This window comes from Bradyrhizobium sp. SBR1B, assembly GCF_014198205.1.
Lineage (GTDB): Bacteria > Pseudomonadota > Alphaproteobacteria > Rhizobiales > Xanthobacteraceae > Bradyrhizobium.
This window is the reverse complement of the sequence record NZ_JACIHC010000009.1, coordinates 24,020-41,978: the sequence shown is the minus strand read 5'-3', so window position 1 is coordinate 41,978 and position 17,959 is coordinate 24,020. Positions and strand designations below refer to the sequence as shown.

General features: G+C 64.7%; 16 protein-coding genes. 6 read left to right on the top strand and 10 right to left on the bottom strand.

Annotated elements, in window-relative coordinates; all coding sequences use genetic code 11:
* The first annotated feature begins 62 nt into the window (after positions 1–62).
* Entirely contained in the window at positions 63–1,721 is a 1,659-nt protein-coding gene (locus tag GGD61_RS22770; protein ID WP_018318760.1) for an HWE histidine kinase domain-containing protein, read from the top strand.
* A 37-nt stretch (positions 1,722–1,758) separates the two neighbouring features.
* Here GGD61_RS22770 and GGD61_RS22765 read toward each other — a convergent pair whose 3' ends face one another.
* From GGD61_RS22765 to GGD61_RS22745, 5 genes are all read right to left on the bottom strand, one after another.
* Positions 1,759–2,367: a TetR/AcrR family transcriptional regulator gene (locus GGD61_RS22765; RefSeq protein ID WP_177237048.1), complete on the bottom strand. Its 609-nt coding sequence runs from the start codon at positions 2,365–2,367 to the stop codon at positions 1,759–1,761.
* 166 nt (positions 2,368–2,533) lie between these two features.
* A complete protein-coding gene (locus GGD61_RS22760) occupies positions 2,534–3,676 on the bottom strand; it encodes an OpgC domain-containing protein (RefSeq protein ID WP_092254400.1) in 1,143 nt (380 codons plus the stop codon).
* Positions 3,677–3,861: 185 nt separating this feature from the next.
* A complete protein-coding gene (locus GGD61_RS22755; protein WP_092254403.1) occupies positions 3,862–4,317 on the bottom strand; it encodes a hypothetical protein in 456 nt (151 codons plus the stop codon).
* A 94-nt stretch (positions 4,318–4,411) separates the two neighbouring features.
* Entirely contained in the window at positions 4,412–4,783 is a 372-nt protein-coding gene (locus GGD61_RS22750) for a YqjD family protein (protein WP_026202065.1), read from the bottom strand.
* Positions 4,784–4,861: 78 nt separating this feature from the next.
* A complete protein-coding gene (locus GGD61_RS22745; protein WP_092254406.1) occupies positions 4,862–5,974 on the bottom strand; it encodes an AI-2E family transporter in 1,113 nt (370 codons plus the stop codon).
* A gap of 210 nt (positions 5,975–6,184) precedes the next feature.
* On the opposite strand from GGD61_RS22745, the gene GGD61_RS22740 reads away from it, so the two are divergent.
* On the top strand, positions 6,185–6,964 hold the full coding sequence (locus GGD61_RS22740; protein ID WP_092254408.1) for a L,D-transpeptidase: 780 nt from the start codon (positions 6,185–6,187) through the stop codon (positions 6,962–6,964).
* 17 nt (positions 6,965–6,981) lie between these two features.
* Positions 6,982–7,629 (top strand): DUF2865 domain-containing protein, encoded by a 648-nt coding sequence (locus GGD61_RS22735; RefSeq protein ID WP_092254411.1) that lies wholly within the window; start codon positions 6,982–6,984, stop codon positions 7,627–7,629.
* 215 nt (positions 7,630–7,844) lie between these two features.
* Here the strand turns inward: GGD61_RS22735 and GGD61_RS22730 are convergent, their stop codons facing one another.
* On the bottom strand, positions 7,845–9,938 hold the full coding sequence (locus GGD61_RS22730) for a methyl-accepting chemotaxis protein (RefSeq protein ID WP_183231185.1): 2,094 nt from the start codon (positions 9,936–9,938) through the stop codon (positions 7,845–7,847).
* A 268-nt stretch (positions 9,939–10,206) separates the two neighbouring features.
* On the opposite strand from GGD61_RS22730, the gene GGD61_RS22725 reads away from it, so the two are divergent.
* Positions 10,207–10,362 carry a Thivi_2564 family membrane protein gene (locus tag GGD61_RS22725; protein ID WP_007599832.1) on the top strand — a complete coding sequence of 52 codons (156 nt, stop codon included), beginning with the start codon at positions 10,207–10,209 and terminating at the stop codon, positions 10,360–10,362.
* A gap of 95 nt (positions 10,363–10,457) precedes the next feature.
* Here the strand turns inward: GGD61_RS22725 and GGD61_RS22720 are convergent, their stop codons facing one another.
* From GGD61_RS22720 to cysD, 4 genes are all read right to left on the bottom strand, one after another.
* The gene (locus GGD61_RS22720; RefSeq protein ID WP_008546815.1) at positions 10,458–10,658 is read right to left on the bottom strand and encodes a CsbD family protein; all 201 of its coding nucleotides are present in this window, start codon (positions 10,656–10,658) and stop codon (positions 10,458–10,460) included.
* A gap of 132 nt (positions 10,659–10,790) precedes the next feature.
* Positions 10,791–12,956 carry a malate synthase G gene (locus GGD61_RS22715; protein ID WP_183231184.1) on the bottom strand — a complete coding sequence of 722 codons (2,166 nt, stop codon included), beginning with the start codon at positions 12,954–12,956 and terminating at the stop codon, positions 10,791–10,793.
* 279 nt (positions 12,957–13,235) lie between these two features.
* Positions 13,236–15,152, bottom strand: a complete 1,917-nt coding sequence (gene cysC, locus GGD61_RS22710; protein ID WP_183231183.1) for an adenylyl-sulfate kinase — start codon at positions 15,150–15,152, stop codon at positions 13,236–13,238.
* Positions 15,153–15,172: 20 nt separating this feature from the next.
* Positions 15,173–15,967 carry a sulfate adenylyltransferase subunit CysD gene (gene cysD / locus GGD61_RS22705; protein WP_183231217.1) on the bottom strand — a complete coding sequence of 265 codons (795 nt, stop codon included), beginning with the start codon at positions 15,965–15,967 and terminating at the stop codon, positions 15,173–15,175.
* 245 nt (positions 15,968–16,212) lie between these two features.
* Here cysD and cysG point away from each other — a divergent pair, with 245 nt between their 5' ends.
* Positions 16,213–17,637, top strand: coding sequence for a siroheme synthase CysG (gene cysG / locus GGD61_RS22700; RefSeq protein WP_183231182.1), 1,425 nt, complete (start codon positions 16,213–16,215; stop codon positions 17,635–17,637).
* Positions 17,634–17,951, top strand: coding sequence for a DUF2849 domain-containing protein (locus GGD61_RS22695; RefSeq protein ID WP_018318747.1), 318 nt, complete (start codon positions 17,634–17,636; stop codon positions 17,949–17,951). Before cysG ends, GGD61_RS22695 begins: the two co-directional genes overlap by 4 nt.
* Positions 17,952–17,959: the final 8 nt, after the last annotated feature.

The following is a 17,959-nucleotide window of genomic DNA, read 5'->3' as shown; positions in this document are numbered from 1 at the left end:
TCGAGCGGCGTTCATATGCTCCTTGTTTATTGCCGACCTCCTGCTTTCGCCTGAGTAGTCGCGTGGTCCGGCTGGGTTTCATCATCGGTTTCATCGCTCTGCTCGGAGCCTTGCTCTCCGGGCTTGCGGCTTATCGCGTCCACGACCAGGAGCTGGCGCTGGACCGGATCGCGCTTGCGCGCGCGATCGACGTTCATGCCAGTCTGGTCCAGGACCGGCTTACCGAGCGCGAGCTGCTCGCACGCGTCGCCTCGGGCCTGTTCCGCACACCATCCGTGATCAAGCCGAACATGCTGGAGCCGCTGCGCTCGGCCATCTACGCCTTCAAGACCGATTTCGTGGTGGCCGGCTGGATCGCCCGGCTGAAGCCGAACGAGCTTACGGCGGCGCAGGCCGCCATTGGAGGCGCCGGCTTCCCCAATCCGAAGATCCGCACCTTTGACGACAAGCCGATCAATCCGGCCGAGATCACCCAGCCGATCGATGTGCTGTTGGATCTCGAGCCGCGCAGCGACGAGACCAAGGCTCTGCCTGGCCGTAGTTACGACCAGGATCAGGTTCGCAGCGCCATGTTGACACGGGCCCGGCTCGAGAAGCGGTCGGTGGCTTCGGACCCAATTCCGCTGTTGCGCGGCAACGGGCCGGTCGGGATCATTGTGGCAGCTCCCGTCATTCCCGAGGGTGCGACCGAGCCAGCCGGGTTCGTCACGTTTTCCTACGAACTCGCCTCGCTGATGCTGACCAATGACGATATGTCGTTGTTCTCGGTCGCGCTTAGGGACCCGCGGAAGGAAGGTGGCGAGCTCGTTGCCAACGACCAGGGCATCGTCTCCACGCGCATGACGACGACGGACGGGCCGACGCCATCGGCGACGCGCACGGTGAGCTTCGGCGGCCGTGACTGGCAGCTGGGTTATTACGCCAAGACCAACTCGGCGCGTCGCGCCGAGCAGACCGCGATCATCGTGGCGGCGATCGGCTTTGCGATCACCGCGATGGTGTGCGGCCTGTTTGGCTATGTCGCCTACAACAATCTGCGGCTCAGCCGGGAAATCCAGGTCAGAATCGGCTTCGAGCGCCGGCTGACCGCGGTGATCGACGAGCTCAACCACCGGGTCAAGAATATCCTTGCAGTGATCCAGTCGATCGTGACGCGCACCTTGCGTCACGGCTCGGACATCGACGTCGCCCGCGAGCTTCTGATCGGGCGCATCCATGCCATGTCCAACGTGGTCTCGCTGCTCAGCGAGAGCCAGTGGCAGGGCGTCAAGCTGAAGGGCCTGTTCGAGGCGCGCGCCATCCCCCATGCCGACCGCATCGCCGTCACGGGGCCTGATATCGCGGTCAGCGCGCGCGCGGCGCAGAGCCTCTCGCTGCTGTTCTTCGAACTCGCCTCACATTCCGACGAGGGCCTGTCGCTGGTTGGAAAACATCCGCACATCACCGCCAGCTGGACGGTGACGGGCGAGGGGTCCGACGAGGTCTTCCATTTCCGCTGGGAGGAGCTCAATACCAGCGAGGCGACCCGCCGCCCCGATTCCGATTTTGGCCTGATTCTGCTCGACCGTGTCGCCCCCGAGGCGCTCGGCGGCACCGCCAAGCGCTATTTTACCGACGCCTCCTATGTCTACGAGCTGACCGCGCCGATGGAGACGGTGATCGACATGACCGAGCGCGACCGCACGGACAAGATCTCCGCGCCGGTGAGGCCTGCGCGATAGAAGCCGCCGGCTTAAGCCTCGGCCTAACCCTTGGGGCTTAACCCTTGGGCCGCAACACCAGGTCGACCAGATTGCGGGCGTAGGCCGGCGTGATGGGCGCGATGCCGAAGACGTAGCGATAGAACAGGCTGCCATAGATCGCGTCGTAAAGATCCTCAGCCTGCCCTTCGGCCAGGATGCAGCCGTCGTTCTGGCCTGCCGCGATCATCTCGACCAGCGCGTCACGACGGAATTGCAGATAGCGGGCATAGAACAGCTCGGCCGAGCCGGTTTTGGAAATGCATTCGGAGATCACCGCGAGCTGGACCTTGCCGAACTCGCCCTGGAGCGCCTCGGCGTAGGCTGCGGCATGGCGGCGGGCGCGTGCCGCGGGGTTGCCGGAGCCCTCCGGGGGCAGCGGCAGCATCTGCGCGGCATGTTGAAGAAAGGCGTCGATCAGGAGCGCCTCGCGGGACGGCCACCATTTGTAGATCGTCATCTTGGAGACGCTGGAGTGGCGGGCGACCGCGTCGATGGTGGTAGCGGCAAGGCCGGTCGAAGCCATCAGCGCATAGGCGCTTTCGAGAATCGCGTTGCTGGTCTCGATCGACCGCGGCCGGCCGCGCCGGGGCGTGCTCTCGGTCTCCCCACCCCCGCTTTTCACCATCGCCACGCCCGGTCTCCTCACGCAGAGCTTCTCCGCATAGCGCAGCCGCTGCTTTCGGCCTAGCAGAATCGCACGATTCTCTGGCCAGAGCGTTTTCGAGCGAAGTGGATCTCGGCTCGCGTGGAACCTAAAGCGCGATGACGATTCCTCCTCATCGCATCGCGCATTAGGTCTGCTGCCGCAAGACCTTCGGCAGATCCTGCCACTTCGACCAGGCGACGTAGTAGGCCACCGCGGTCATCGCGGCGAAGCCGGCGAGGCTCACCACGATCTGCATCACCACCAGATTGGCGCTGGTGATCAGGATGAGATGGCCGGCAAACGACAGGAATACCCCGACGCAGAACACGGCGAGCCATTCCTCGCCGCATCTGATGACCGCCTGCAGCGGCTTCAATTGCAGGCCGGGATGATCGGCCGGAATGAGATGGGTCGCCAGAAAGGCGAGTGCGAGGAAGTGAAGCACGCGATAGGGCGCGAGGTTTTCCTTGTCGGTCGGCGCGATGCTGTCGAGGAGGAGGTCCGGCAGGTAAGCCGACATTGCCGGCGAATGGCGCAGCAAGGTGATGGCCATCGCGAATACGAGATAGGCGCCGGCGAGAATCCGCAGCCAGGGCATGTCGCGTAGCGCGCGTCCGGGCGCGCCTGTCACGGCGAACCAGCCCCCGAGCACCATCAGCATCTGCCAGCAGAGCGGATTGAAGGTCCATTCCTGGTCCGGATAGACCCGAAAATTCCAGTCGAACCAGCGTGCGGCAAGGTACAGCGCGACCGATGCCGCCAGGGTCAGGTTCGGCCACCGCAACAGGCCCCACAGCGCGAACGGAAAGAAGGCCATCAGCGGGATCATCAATTGCAGGAGGTCGAGGTTCAGCGGCTCCTCCTGGAGCACGAGGCCGCGGACCAGGATCCTCAGCGGGTGCTCGAGGATGCCCGAGATGTTGTATTCGTGGATGATCTCCGGCGCCATCGATTGCGAGGCGACGTAGGCGATGGTGTCGATATAGATCACGAACAGCACGACATAGGCGGCGTAGAGTCGCCAGACGCGGCGGAAGATGCGCGTCGCCGCCACGAGGTAACCCCGTTCAAGCGCCATCCGGCCGTGGATGATGGCGACGCCATAGCCGACGACGAACACGAACAGGTCGGCGGCGCCGCTGAAGCCGAAATTGCGCAGCGTCAGCAGATTGACGACGTTGTTCGGGATATGGTCGACGAAAACCGACCAGTTGGCGATACCGAGCGTCAGATACAGCCTGGCGTCGTGATGGAATGCGGCGAGGTTCGCCTTAACGGACGGTTTCATTGATTAAAATAGCTTTGGGAATCAGGGTGATACTTTTAACGGCAACTGCCTGCCCATCCGAGTAGCGTTTGCGTGATGGCTGGGGGCATCCGCCGTTATGGCGCGAAATTGCGCGGTGTCTTATGGACGTTCTGATTGATGCGCTCGGAGGACTTACAACGAAATTTTCTAACCTGTTCTTACCGCTATTCGGCGGGCTCGGCCGACGCCTCGTCAGGAACGCCGGCGCGACTCGCCATGATGCCGAGGGCGACGCCTCCGATCGCCAGGATCGGCAGCAGTCGCTTCACCCCGATGGCACGAACGATCTGCAGCCCGGTGGCGAGCAGCATGGGGTCTGCCAGCATGCTCTGCGCCGCCGACTTCGCGGCGCGCTCGGCCGCGATCTGGGCGCGCTTCTGAACCTCGCGCTTGTAGGCCCAATAAGAACCTGCCGCTGCCAGCGTCAGCAGGAAGAAGATGCCGGCGCCGGCCAGACAGGCCTGCACCGGGCCATATTTCTCCAGCACCGAGATGAAGGCGGCGGCGCAAAGGAAGCACGTCGTCACGAACAGCGCGAAGGCCGCGGCTGCGGCAAGCGAGGTCAGCCGCACCGTGGTGCCGGTGGATGCACTGATCCCGTCGATGATGCGCTGAAACATGGCCCTCGCTCCTCAGTTCCCCGCAAGCCAAACCGTCACGGGCCGACACCGGCAATGCGCCGGTGCCGACGCCTCAACACGCGTCCCGCAAATCTTACCGGCGCCAGGCGGCACCGATCAGAAAGCCGATGCCGAGCGCGAGTCCGACGGTCGCAAGCGGCCGCTGTGTGATCGCGTCTTCGAGCGTCTCCTCGATCGAGCCGTAGGCTTCCTGGGCCGCGCCCATCATTGCACTGCCGCGCTCTGACACGTCGTCGAGCGCGGTATCCATGTTCTCGCGCGCCTGGCGATAGCCGCGGCGGGCCTGCTTGCTGGTGGAATTGGCAAATGTGTTGAGCGCGTCGGTGATCTGGTCGGTGAGGGCGGCGATATCGCTTTTCACGGCTGCTACATCCTTCTCGAGGCGTTCTCTGGTGGCTTTGTCGGTCCAGTCTTTCATCCCGGCTTCGGCATCGGTCGTGGACATCGGGAGCTCCAAACTGTTGACGGCTGAGATAGCCGGAAAACGTTTCGTCGTCGGGGAAGTTCCGTTCGCGGAAACCGGTCAGTCCTGCGGAAGCTGCGGCGCATCCGCCGGCAACAGATGCTCCTTCAGGATCAGCGCGACGATCAGGAGCGGCGACGACAGGAAGGCGCCCATCGGCCCCCACAGCCAGGTCCAGAACGCGAGCGCCAGCAGCACGGCGAGCGCATTCAGCGCCAACCGCCGCCCAATGATCATGGGCGTGACGAAGTGCCCCTCCAGGAAGGTGAGACCGCCGAAGGCGAGCGCCGCCATCAGGCCGCCGCTGATGGTCGGGAAGGCGACCAGCCCCACCACGATCAGAACGGCGAACATCGCGATCGGCCCGATGATCGGGATGAAGTTGAGGGTTGCCGCAAGCGCGCCGAGCCCGGCCGGATTGGGCATGCCGGTGAGCGCGCAGACGAGGCCGGTGGCGACGCCGACCCCAATATTGATGAGGGTGACGGTCAGGAGGTAGTTGCCGAGATGGACCTCGATCTCGTTGAGGATCCGAAGCGTGCGCAGCCGGGCGTCGCGGTCGCTGAAGGTCATGATCAGCGCCCGGCGCAGGTCGCGCCAGCTTGCGATGAACAGGATCAGGGTGACGAAGAACAGCAGGAATTCGGTAAAGGTCGGTGACAGGAATTCCAGGGTCGGCTGCACCCAATCGAATTTCGGCATCTGGAAGTTCGGCAATCCTTCCGAGCCGCCGACCATAGCCTGCAGCTCGCGCCACAGTGCGAGCGGTCGGTCGAACACGTGCAGCTTGTCCTTCAATTGCGCGCCGAGCTCCGGCAGGCGCGTGCTCCATTCCATCGCGGGGGAGGCGATCAGCGCCACCACGAAGGCCACCACGGCGGTCCCCGCAACTACGATCAGAACGGCACCTACGCTGCGCGGCACCTTGTACCGCTCCAGAAAGCCCGCCGCCGGCGACAGCATGGTGCCGGTGACGAAGGCCATCACGACCGGCAGGAAGAAAGCTCTTCCAACGTAGAGCACGGTAACGACCGCAATCAGTAACAAGCCGGCAAGCGCGAAGGCGACGAACTCGGTGCGGCGGATGACCGGCGGCAGCTCGATATGGCTGTCGGGAAGCGGACTGCCTTCGCTGTTGCCGGGAATCACACGTTCACTGGGAAGGACGCGCACAATCTCTCTCCCGCACGGAAGCCTCGATCCGCGCGCCCATTTGGCGAGCTGATAATGCGCGAGCAGTGCCTCGGTTCCATCGCGGCTTCGTGAACGCGCGCTCGCTTGACTGTGACAAGGATGCCGCGCGAAGGGCCGGAACCTGTATCGCTCCCGCGGCGTTTGTTCGCAAGCGCATCACCCTGATGCACGCATCCAACGGGGCAGCACATGACAAAGTTCTCTGCAGTCCGTCGCAGCTTCTCGCCGCGCGCCGTCACCGCCTTCGCCTTCGCAACCGCTCTGCTGACGGTGCCTTTCGCTGGCGCGAGCGCGCAGACATTCGGCTATGCTCCGATGCAGCCGCAGGCATATCCGCAGGACCAGGGTTATGCGCAGGGCTACGTGAATGAAGCGCCGCAGCCGCAGGCGGCGGACGAGGATGCCCAGCTGCCCGATCGTCTGCGCAAGCAGATCGTCGGCTTCGACCGCAGCGAGCCGGCCGGCACCATCGTCATCGATACCAACAACACCTATCTCTACTACGTGCTCGGCAATGGTCGTGCGATCCGTTACGGCGTCGGCGTCGGCCGCGAAGGCTTCACCTGGTCCGGCGTGCAGAGTGTCAGCCGCAAGGCGGAATGGCCGGACTGGCATCCGCCGGCCGAGATGATTGCGCGCCAGCCCTATCTGCCGCGCTTCGTCGCCGGCGGTCCCGGCAACCCGCTCGGGGCGCGGGCGATGTATCTCGGCTCCAGCGAATACCGCATCCACGGCACCAACGATCCCTCCACGATCGGCAAGTTCGTCTCCTCCGGCTGCATCCGCATGACCAACGAGGACGTCACCGACCTGTTCAGCCGCGTCAATGTCGGCGCCAAGGTCGTGGTGCTGCCGAAGAACGCGCCGCTGATGGCCAAAGGCAGCGACCCCGCGCGTAAGCGTCCAGCCGTGACGGCGATGCCGTCGGGCCGGCAGGCGCTGAACATCGCGACGTCGGCCGTGAACTAGGAGTAAGAGTGAGCCAAATGAGCAGACGCCTGATTGGCAAAGTGGCTGGCGGTACGGCGATCATGGTCTTCGTCTCCGCCGGTCTGGCATTCGCACCGTCGGCGCACGCGGAGGATTTCTTCTCGGCGCTGTTCGGTGCGTTCGGAGGGCGGCTTCCACAGATCCGGACGCCGTTCCCTGGCGATGACATGCCGCGCTACGATGTCCCCCGGCAACGCGCCGCCTATGGCGGCGGCACGGCCTATTGCGTGCGCGGCTGCGACGGCCGCTACTTCCCGGCGCAGGGCAATGATGCCGAGAGCAAGGCGCAATCCTGCAAGAGCTTCTGCCCGGCTTCCGAGACGTCGCTGGTCTATGGCGGCAACATCGACGACGCCACGACCGACAAGGGAAAATCTTATTCCGAATTGCCCAATGCGTACCGCTATCGCAATGAGATTGTCGCGGGCTGCACCTGCAACGGCAAGGATCCGGTCGGGCTTGCGCAGGTCAAGGTCGAGGACGATCCTACCCTGCGCAAGGGCGATATCGTCGCCGGCGCCGATGGCCTGGTGGTCGCCAGCCGCAATGCCAACGACCGCCGCGGCGTCGCGATGAATTTTTCGCCGCTGCCGGAATCGGTGCGCGCCAAATTCCGCCAGGTGCCGGTGGTGGCGAAGGAGTAGGGCGGCGGGTTCACGTGGGGCCCAGCGCTACCGCCTCAATCTCCGCTGTCATCCCGGACAAGCGAAGCGCAGATCCGGGATCCATAACCACAGGGAGGAGTTACGGCACGAGCCGGCGACCAGGAGTCTTCGCCAAACTACTCCCTGTGGTTATGGATCCCCGCGTTCGCGGGGATGACGCCGGAGGTGTAGGGGCAGCTTCTATCTAACCAATGTTACGCCGCGCGGATCTTGCCGAGGAAGTCACTGACTTGATGGCCGAGCTGGCGGCTCTGGCTCTCCAGCATCTCGGAGGGCTGCTTCACATTGTCGGCGGCTGCGGCGGCAGCGTCCGCATCGGCTTTGACGCCGGTGATGTTGTCCGAGACGTTCTTGGTGCCCTGCGCCGCGAATTGCGTGCTGCGCGTGATCTCCTGCGTCGCCGCACCCTGCTCCTGCACGGCGGCGGCAATGGCGGTCGCCACTTCGTTCACTTCGCCGATGATGCCGCCGATGGTCTGGATCGCGTTGATGGCGTCGCCCGCGACTTTCTGGATGTCGGCGATCTGCTCGGAGATCTCCTCGGTCGCCTTCGCGGTCTGGCTTGCCAGCGACTTCACTTCGGAGGCGACCACGGCAAATCCGCGGCCGGCTTCGCCGGCGCGCGCCGCTTCGATGGTGGCGTTGAGCGCGAGCAAATTGGTCTGCGCCGCGATGGTGTTGATGAGGCCGACCACCTCGCCGATGCGCCCCGCCGATTGCGCCAGCCCCTGAACGGTGCTGTCGGTCTCGCGCGCCTGCGTGACGGCGCGGCCGGCGATGCCTGCGGCATGGGCGGCCTGCTGGCTGATGTCGTTGATTGAGGCCGAGAGCTCCTCGGCGGCGGCGGCGACGCTGTCGACGCTCATGGAGGCGTCGTTGGAGGCCTTGCCGGCGACCTGCACGCGGTCGTTGGTCTGGCGCGACACGGCAGAGAGGTCGCCCGAGGTCTTGCGCATCTCGCCGGAGGCTTCGCTCAATTCGCCCAGCGTCTTGCGCACTGCGCCCTCGAACTCGCCGACATAGGCCTCGACGGCGCGCTGGCGTGCGGCGGCGCCCGTATTGCGCTCGCGTTCCTGCTCTTCGATCTTGAGCTTGTCGGTGGCCTGCTGCTTGAAGGTCTCCAGCGCGCCAGCCAGTGCGCCGATCTCGTCCTGGCGATCGAGATAGCCGCTGTCGACGGCAAGGTCGCCGCCGGCGACCTTCAACATGGCGTCGCGGATGGTGTTCAGGGGATGGATCACGCGGCGGCTCACGAGCATGACAGCGCCGACGGCAAGGCCGATGGCGAGCGCCAGCAATCCGAGCTGCACGATCAGCGCGCGCTGCGCAGCGCCGCGCTGCTCCAGCGTATGGACCTTGGCGGCGTCGAGGGCGGCTTCCGCCACGGTGACAGCGCTGGAAAGGCGGCCGACCGTGAGCGGGCTCCATTGGTTGGCGGTCATCTCGGCCTTCTCGCCCTTGACCAGCGTGTCAGCGAGGCGATCCCGCAGGGTCAGGTATTGCGGCTCGAAATAGGCAGTCTTGGCCGCGGCCATGGCGGAGACGAGCGCGGGCGGCAACTGCATGCCCGAGGCTGACAATTCCAGCGCCTTCCACGTCGCCGACGTGCCGCCGACATGCTGGGTGTAGCTGTTGCGGGCTTCCGGTGTGATCTTGCCGGCGGCAAGACCGGTCGAGACGACCAGCGAAGCTTCGCCCGCGGTGTTGCGGAGCAGCCAGGCGTTCTGCTTGATCGACAGCAATTGGTCGATCACGGGGTCCTGGTGATTGACGGTGGCGGCCAGGACGTTCGACAGCTTGTCGAGCGTTTCGAGCAGGCCGCCCGTCGTCTCCATATATTCCTTCGGCAGACCGGTACGACGCTGATCCCTGGGCTTGGCCATATCCGCCCAGAACTGTTTCTGCTCTTCGGTCAGCAGCTTGTGGAGGCGCGCGAGCTCCGGCACCAGCGTGGCCGATTGCGGGAAGTCCATGACCGGCAGCAGCTCCAGCGCGCGTGCCATTGCGGGCATCTCGGTGTCCCGGATCGCGCGCAGATATTTTTCGATCTCGGCATCCATCGGTTCGGCCGAGCTGAGGAGCCGTGTCGTGGTCGAGCGGTCGGTGCGCAGGCTGTGCATCGCCTTGAACAGATCGGCGGATGCGTCGGCGGTCTTCGAGATGCGGTTGGCGGTCTTGAGGCGATCCCAGGATTCATAGGCAGTGAGCGAGAGCGCGAGCACCACGCAGGCCGACGTGATCGCGATCACCGCCTTCAGCAGCGCGGATACGGTCAGACGATTCAGCATCGAAGTCCCCAATTCCCATTGCAAAACTCAAAAAGACGCCCGGCAACATCGACAAACGGGGGCGCGGCAGATCGGCAATCGCATGCCGTTTGCGGCTCAGAGCGCAAACGGCCCTCCGATCTGAATGCAAAAGGGTAAAATTTTAGGCAGGCCGTCCGATCGTAGAAGTACGTATTTACTAGAAGTTGCAGTGGGTTGCCGCGATGGAACCGGTGCGGGAGACAGGCGTTAGGATGGTGGTCGCAATTTGCCTGAAGGGGGTCTCGCGATGCTGGTGGGCGTGCTCGTCACTTTTCTCGTCGTTATTCTCGTCCTTTATCTCATCAACATGCTGCCGATGGACGGCCGCGCCAAGCAGATCGCGCGCGTGGTCGTCATCATCATCGGCATCGTCTCGCTGCTGAAATATCTCGCGGTGTTCTAGCAAGGGATCATAGCCCGGATGAGCGAAGCGACATCCGGGCTGCCGCTCCTAGACAAAAAAGCCCCGGCTTTCGCCGGGGCTTCGTTCGTGCCGCTTTAGTGCAGCGACTTGAGCCAGTCGTCGACATCCTGACGAACCTGGTCCTTGGCCTTGCCGTAACGTTCCTGAAGCCGGCCTTCGAGCTGCTCGCGGCGTCCCTCGATCAATTGGAGGTCGTCGTCGGTGAGCTTGCCCCACTTCTCCTTGGCCGATCCCTTGAACTGCTTCCAGTTTCCTTCGATTCGATTCCAGTCCATGACCATCTCCCAATGGTTGATGGCACGACAACGCGAGCGCCGCGCAGCCTGTTCCGCGCTGCGCCGCGACGTTTCGCCCAACAAAAAAGCCCCGGCAAGGGCCGGGGCTTTTGACGTTTCTGTGACTTTCGCTCAGCCGTTCGCCTTGGCCTCGCGGCGGCGCGCGGTAAGAATGTATTCGGTGTAGCCGTTCGGCTGCTCGCGGCCCTTGAAGATGAGGTCGCAGGCGGCCTTGAAGGCGACGCCGTCGAAGGCGGGCGCCATCGGCTTGTAGATGGCATCGCCGGCGTTCTGCTTGTCGACGACGACCGCCATGCGCTTGAGCGATTCCATCACCTGCGCCTCGGTGATCACGCCCTGGTGCAGCCAGTTGGCGAGATGCTGGCTGGAGATGCGCAAGGTGGCGCGGTCTTCCATCAGGCCGACATCGTGGATGTCGGGCACCTTGGAGCAGCCGACGCCCTGGTCGATCCAGCGCACGACGTAGCCGAGGATGCCCTGGCAGTTGTTGTCGATCTCCTGCTTGACGTCATCGGGCGCCCAGTTCGACTTCGACACCGGAATGGTGAGGATGTCCGAAAGCTTTGCGCGCGGTCCGCCTTTGGTGAGCTCTTCCTGGCGAGCGATCACGTTGACCTGGTGGTAGTGCAGCGCGTGCAGCGTCGCCGCAGTCGGCGAGGGCACCCAGGCGGTGGTGGCGCCGGCCTGCGGATGGCCAAGCTTCTGCGCCAGCATGTCCGCCATCTTGTCGGGGGCGGCCCACATGCCCTTGCCGATCTGGGCATGGCCGGGCAGGCCACAGGTCAGGCCCATGTCGACGTTCCAGTCCTCATAGGCCTTGATCCAGGCCTGCGCCTTCATCTCGTTCTTGCGGATCATCGGGCCCGCTTCCATCGAGGTGTGGATCTCGTCGCCGGTGCGGTCGAGGAAGCCGGTGTTGATGAACATGATGCGCTTGGAGGCGCGCTGGATGCAGGCCTTGAGATTGATGGTGGTGCGGCGCTCCTCGTCCATGATGCCGACCTTGAGCGTGTTCTCGGGCAGCGACAGCATCTTCTCGACGCGATCGAAGATCTCGCAGGTCAGCGACACCTCGTCCGGGCCGTGCATCTTCGGCTTGACGATATAGGCAGATCCGGTGCGGCTGTTCTTGACCTTCGAATTGCCCTTGAGGTCGTGGATGGCGAGCAGGCCGGAGACGGCGGCGTCCAGAAGGCCTTCCGGAATCTCCTCGCCCTTCTCGTCCAGCACCGCGTCGGTGAACATGTGGTGACCGCAATTGCGCATCAGCAGCAGGCTGCGGCCGTGCAGCTTCACCTCGCCCTTGCCGTCAGGCGTCTTGTAGCTGCGGTCGGCGTTGAGCGAACGCGTCAACGTCTTGCCGCCCTTCTCGAAATCGGCCGACAGCGTGCCGTTCATCAGGCCGAGCGTGTTGCGGTAGACCAGCACCTTGTCTTCGGCATCGACGGCTGCGACCGAGTCCTCCATGTCGAGGATGGTGGAGACCGCGGATTCCATGATCATGTCGGCGACGCCGGCCGGATCGTCCTTGCCGATCGCGCTGCTGCGGTCGATCTTCACCTCGACATGCAGGCCGTTGTTGGCGAGCAGTACCGCGCTCGGCGCGGCCGCATCGCCCTGGAAGCCCGCGAACTGCGCCGCGTTCTTCAGTGCGGTGGCGTTGCCGCTCTTCAGCTTCACCGCGAGCTGGCCCGCGACGACGCTATAGGCGGTGACGTCGGTATGGCTGCCGGTTGCGAGCGGCACGGCGGCGTCGAGGAACGCCTTGGCCTTGGCGATCACCTTGTCGCCGCGCGCTTTGTTGTAACCCTTGCCGCTCTCGGCAGCATCGTGTGGGATCGCGTCGGTGCCGTAGAAGGCGTCATAAAGCGAGCCCCAGCGTGCGTTCGCCGCGTTGAGTGCATAGCGCGCATTGGTGAGGGGCACGACGAGCTGCGGGCCGCAGATCTTGCCGATTTCCTCGTCGACATTGGCGGTCTCGACCTTCTGCGTCGCCGGCTCCGGAACGAGGTAGCCGATCTCCTTCAGGAAGGCGGTATAGGCGTTGAGGTCGAACGCCTTGCCCTTGCTGGCGCGGTGCCAGTCGTCGATCTTGGCCTGCAACGTGTCACGCACCGCCAGCAGCGCACGGTTCTTCGGCCCCAGATCCCTGATGATGGCGGCAAGCCCGGCCCAGAACGCATCCGGCGCGATCCCCGTTTTCGGGGCCGCTTCCTTGGCGATGAAATCAAACAGGACGGGAGCGATCTTCAATCCGTGGGCGTCGACGCGTTTCATGATGGGCTTTCTTGTTGGAAATGGCTGTTTTTGGCTGCTTTTGACCCGACAGCAGCAAAATGCGCCCACAAGGGAGCGGCTTTCGGGGTCTATTAGCCCCAAAATCGGGGCGGTGAGAAGACCCCCAATGAGTTGTCAAAATGTCAAGAGGAGGTGTGGGCCCCACGCACCGGTGTCATTCCCCGCGAAAGCGGGGAATCCAGTACGCCGCAGCTTCTCCGTATCCCAAAGCTGTCTCTGGAATACTGGGTCGCCCGGTCAAGCCGGGCGACGACGGCCCTAGATATTCGCGGCGAGGTCGACGGCCTCGTCGAACAGCACGCCAGTGTTCTTCAGCATCTGCTCGATCTCGTCGGCCGCCTCGGCGACTGTTCGGGTCGAGGTGTCGATCACGAGCTCGGCCGCCTGCGGTGCTTCGTAGTCGTTGCCGATGCCGGTGAACGACGCCAGCGCGCCGGCGCGGGCCTTCTTGTAGTGCCCCTTGGGATCGCGATCCTCGCAGACCTCCGCCGGCGTCGCGACATGGATCTCGCGGAAGGCGGTGTCGGCGATGCGGCGCGCCGCGGCGCGGTCCTCGCGCGCGGGCGAGACCGCGGCGACGATGGCGATATGGCCGTTACGCGCGAGATGCGTTGCGACTTCGGCAAGGCGGCGGATGTTCTCGCTGCGATCAGCAGTGGAGAAGCCGAGATCGCTGTTGAGCCCGGCGCGCAGCGTGTCGCCGTCGAGCAGGATCGGCGAGCCGCCATTGGTGAACAGCCTCCGCTCCAGCGCCTTGGCGAGCGTCGACTTGCCCGACGCCGGCAAGCCGGTGAGCCAGACCACGGCGCCGTTGTGCTGATAGCGCGCGGAGCGCTCGTCGGGACGAAGCGCGGATTCCACCGGCACGATGTCGACGGGCACGGCGCGCTGGCCGGCATCGACCGACAGCACGAGACCGCCACCGGCGATGCGCCCGGAGACTTCGATCACGAGACGGCCGGTGCGCGGATTCTCGGTGTAGGGATCGGTGGCAATCGGATTCGACAGCGAGATGTCGATCTCGCCGACATGGTTGCGTCCGATCGCCTTGTTCTCGCTGCTCGAGAGCTCGCCGGGATCGACCGCCTTCTCGATCGCCACGACGGTGGCGCGGCTTTCCTTCGGCCCGCAGCGAACCAGCAGCTGGTCGCCCTTGGCGAGCGGCTTGTCGTGCAGCCAGAAGATACGCGCACGCAGCCGGCGCGTCTCGCGCGGGGCGCTGCCGGCATGCGCGACGATGTCGCCGCGCTCGATGAACAATTCGCGGTCGAGCGTGATGCCGACCGAGCGGCCCGCGCCCTGTCGTCCCGCAACCGGCGTCGCCGGCCAGCTCTCGACCGTCTTGATCTTCGCGATCTTGCCGGCCGGCATGATCACGATCTCGTCGCCGGCAATGAGGCTGCCGGACTCGATGCGGCCCGCCACGATGCGGCGGTCGTCGAACTTGTAGATCGCCTGCACCGGCAGCCGCAGCGCCAGCGCTTCCAGCGGCCGCGCCGGTTCGAGGGCATCGAGCGCCTCGACAACCGTCGGGCCCTTATACCAGGAGATACGGTCGGTGCGCATCGCAACGCCGTCGCCGTCGCGCGCGGAGATCGGGATCACGGCCGTGGGCTTTACGCCGAGGCCGTTCAGATGTGCGGAGATCTCGTCGCTGATCTCCTTGAAACGCTCTGCGGAGAAGTCGACGCGGTCCATCTTGTTGACGACGATCGCGACCTGCTTCACGCCGAGCAGATGCAGGAGATAGCCGTGCCGCCGTGTCTGGTCGCGCACGCCTTCGAGCGCGTCGATGATCAGCACCGCGCCGTCCGCCTGGGAGGCGCCGGTGATCATGTTGCGCAGGAATTCGGCGTGGCCGGGCGCGTCGATCAGAACGATGTCGCGCGAATTGGTGCGGAAGCGGATCTGCGTGGTGTCGATGGTGATACCCTGGTCGCGCTCGGTCTGCAGCGCATCGAGCAGGAACGACCATTCGAACGGCATGCCGCGCCGCGCGCTGACGGCTTTGAGCATTTCGAGCTTGCCGTCGGGCAGGCTGCCGGTCTCGTGCAAGAGGCGGCCGACCAGCGTCGATTTGCCGTGGTCGACGTGGCCGACGATGACGATGCGGACCTGCGGACGGGTGGTGCCGTTCGGGGTGGCCGGCGAAGTGGGAGTGACGATCATGTTCATATCGCGCTCGCGTCCTGAGATCAGAGATAGCCGGCGACGCGCAGGCGCTCGAAGGCGTCCTCGGTCTCGTGGTCGAGTGCGCGGCCGGCGCGCTCCGGCACCTTGGTCTGCTCGAGCTCGATCAGGATCTCGTCGATGTTGGACGCGGTCGATGCGACCGGATTGGTGATGTCCTGATCCCCCAGCGAGCGATAGCGCTTGCCGTCCTTGGCGAGATACAGCGGGATGATCGGGATGTTCTCGCGCTTGGTGTAGGCCCAGATATCGGCCTCGGTCCAATGCAGGATCGGATGGATGCGCAAATGCGCGCCTTGCGGCGGCGATGCGTTGAAATGGTCCCAGAACTCCGGCGGCTGGTCGCGCACGTCCCAATTGCCTTCGAGCCCGCGCGGCGAGAACACACGCTCCTTGGCGCGCGTTGCCTCCTCGTCGCGGCGGATGCCGGCGATCAGGCCGTCAAAGCCGAATTTGTCGAGCGCCATCTTGAGGCCTTCGGTCTTGCGCGCAGCGGAGCGGGCGGCCGGCGGCAGCGTCGGATCGACGGCATCGATGGGCGGGCAGGGCTCGACGCGCAGATCGAGATCCCACTCTTTGCCGTAGTGATCTCGAAAACGGTACATCTCCGGAAACTTCTTGCCGGTGTCGACATGCAGCGCCGGGAACGGCACGCGGCCGAAGAACGCCTTCCGCGCCAGCCAGATCATGACGTTGGAGTCCTTCCCGAGCGACCACAGCAGCGCGATCTTCTTCAGCCGGGCGAACGCCTCGCGGAAGATGTAGATGCTCTGCGCCTCGAGCTGGTCGAGATGGTCCATGCTGGGGGCAAGGTCAGCAGAAAATTCTTGCGTGCGTGCGCGCTCGGCCGGGGCCGCGCTGCTCAGTCCGCTCGCTGCGGAATCGTCCTTGAGAAGATGCATCTCTGCCACTTTGCGTTTGGAGGCGAAAATTCTATAGTTGCGGTGCGGAAGAGAAGAAAAAATTTTCTCTTTGCGCGCTCGAAATGACACATATATAGAAAATAATTCCAGTCAACCCCGGATGTGGGGGAAGCGAGTATCGCATGCGGTTCTTGCCGGTGTTTCTCGATCTCAAGGCCGGTCCGGTGATCCTCATCGGCGCGGGTGAGCTTTTGCGTGCCAAGCTGCGCGTGCTCTCTGCCGCCGGTGCGCGCATCCGCGTGCATGCGATCGACGGCAATCATGAGCTGGGCCTGAACTCCGGGGATGCGGCGCGTATCGAGATCGCGTCGGGCGATCCGCTCACTGCCGATCTCGCGGGAGTCATCGCCGTCGTCTGCGCAGGCGCGGGTGATGTCGGCGTGGCGATGTCGGTTCGCGCCAAGGCGCTCGGGCTGCCCGTCAACGTCATGGACGATCTCGAACATTCCAGCTTCATCTTTCCCGCGATCGTCGATCGCGGCGATGTCGTGGTCGCGGTCGGTACCGGCGGCACTTCGCCCGTCGTGGCACGGCGCGTGCGGGAGAAGATCGAGGCGCTGCTGCCGGCCCGTATCGGCGAGCTTGCCGAGTTCATCGGTGGCTTCCGCAAGTCCATCAACGAGCGCATCACTGAGTTTCCGCTGCGCCGCCGGTTCTGGGAGCACGTCATCGACGGCCCGATCGGCGCCGCCGTGCTCGGCGGCCGTAGGAGCGAGGCGGATGCCGCGCTCAAGGCAATTGCCGATCCCTCCGAATTCGCGCGTGCCGAAAAGCCGGAAGGCTCGGTCGCGCTGGTTGGCGCCGGTCCTGGCGATCCCGATCTTCTCACCATCAAGGCGCTGCGCGCATTGCAGGATGCGGACATCGTCTTCCATGACGAGCTGGTCTCGGGCGAAATTCTCGACCGCATCCGCCGCGACACCACGCGCGTTCCGGTCGGCCGCCGCGTCGGCAAGCCCGGCATCGGCCAGGACGCCATCAACAAGCGCATGATCGAAGCGGCGCAAGCCGGCCAGCGGGTGGTGCGGCTGAAGGGCGGCGATCCCTTCGTGTTCGGCCGCGGCGGCGAAGAGGTTGAAGCCCTGCGCGCGGCAAGTGTCGCCTATTCGATCATTCCGGGCATCACCGCGGGGCTCGGCGGCGCCGCCGATTTCGAGGTGCCGCTCACTTATCGTCATGAAGCGACCCGCATCACCTTCCTCACCGCGCACAAGGCGCGCGATGCGGAAGTCGTGGACTGGTCGACGCTGACCGACACCAAAATGACCGTCGTGGTCTATATGGGCATGACCGCCGCGCCCGCAGTGCGCGCCGGCCTGTTCGCCGCCGGCCGTTCGCCGGAGACGCCGGTCGGCGTGTTCGCGCGCGTGAGCCGTCCCGATGCGCAAGGCGCGATCGGCACGCTGCGCGACCTTCCCGAACTGGTGCGGCGGGTCAGCGGCGGTCCCGCCATTCTCATCATCGGCGAGGTGGTCCGGCATGCCGGTTCCCTTCGTCGCGAAACCCCAAAGCAAATCATCTCTGACCTATTGGATGCAGCCGAATGACCTCGCCGCTTGAACAGAAGAAGATCAAGATCGCCGGCCCCTCGATCGTGACCGCCAACCGGACCTGGGACGGCATCGTGGTTTATCGCACCGCCGCCAAGAGCTGGTCTGCGGACCTGTCGGAAGCTGCGATCGTGCGCAACTCCGACGAGGCCAAGGCGTTGCTTGCGGAGTCCGTCGCCGATGACGTCGGCGCGATCGGTCCCTATATCGCCCCGGTGCAGGTCGGCGCGGATGGCAAGATCGAACCCGGCAATCTGCGCGAACAGATCCGCCGCACCGGTGTGACCATCGGACAGTCGGCCCAGGTTTAAGGCGCTTT

What these genes read in the sequence shown, in the direction of transcription:
- GGD61_RS22765 (WP_177237048.1), bottom strand. Translation starts at nt 2,367, where the DNA reads ATGGTGAAAAGCGGGGGTGGGGAGACCGAGAGCACGCCCCGGCGCGGC.
- GGD61_RS22760 (WP_092254400.1), bottom strand. Translation starts at nt 3,676, where the DNA reads ATGAAACCGTCCGTTAAGGCGAACCTCGCCGCATTCCATCACGACGCC.
- GGD61_RS22755 (WP_092254403.1), bottom strand. Translation starts at nt 4,317, where the DNA reads ATGTTTCAGCGCATCATCGACGGGATCAGTGCATCCACCGGCACCACG.
- GGD61_RS22750 (WP_026202065.1), bottom strand. Translation starts at nt 4,783, where the DNA reads ATGTCCACGACCGATGCCGAAGCCGGGATGAAAGACTGGACCGACAAA.
- GGD61_RS22740 (WP_092254408.1), top strand. Translation starts at nt 6,185, where the DNA reads ATGACAAAGTTCTCTGCAGTCCGTCGCAGCTTCTCGCCGCGCGCCGTC.
- GGD61_RS22735 (WP_092254411.1), top strand. Translation starts at nt 6,982, where the DNA reads ATGAGCAGACGCCTGATTGGCAAAGTGGCTGGCGGTACGGCGATCATG.
- GGD61_RS22730 (WP_183231185.1), bottom strand. Translation starts at nt 9,938, where the DNA reads ATGCTGAATCGTCTGACCGTATCCGCGCTGCTGAAGGCGGTGATCGCG.
- GGD61_RS22725 (WP_007599832.1), top strand. Translation starts at nt 10,207, where the DNA reads ATGCTGGTGGGCGTGCTCGTCACTTTTCTCGTCGTTATTCTCGTCCTT.
- GGD61_RS22720 (WP_008546815.1), bottom strand. Translation starts at nt 10,658, where the DNA reads ATGGACTGGAATCGAATCGAAGGAAACTGGAAGCAGTTCAAGGGATCG.
- GGD61_RS22715 (WP_183231184.1), bottom strand. Translation starts at nt 12,956, where the DNA reads ATGAAACGCGTCGACGCCCACGGATTGAAGATCGCTCCCGTCCTGTTT.
- cysC (WP_183231183.1), bottom strand. Translation starts at nt 15,152, where the DNA reads ATGAACATGATCGTCACTCCCACTTCGCCGGCCACCCCGAACGGCACC.
- cysD (WP_183231217.1), bottom strand. Translation starts at nt 15,967, where the DNA reads ATGGACCATCTCGACCAGCTCGAGGCGCAGAGCATCTACATCTTCCGC.
- cysG (WP_183231182.1), top strand. Translation starts at nt 16,213, where the DNA reads ATGCGGTTCTTGCCGGTGTTTCTCGATCTCAAGGCCGGTCCGGTGATC.
- GGD61_RS22695 (WP_018318747.1), top strand. Translation starts at nt 17,634, where the DNA reads ATGACCTCGCCGCTTGAACAGAAGAAGATCAAGATCGCCGGCCCCTCG.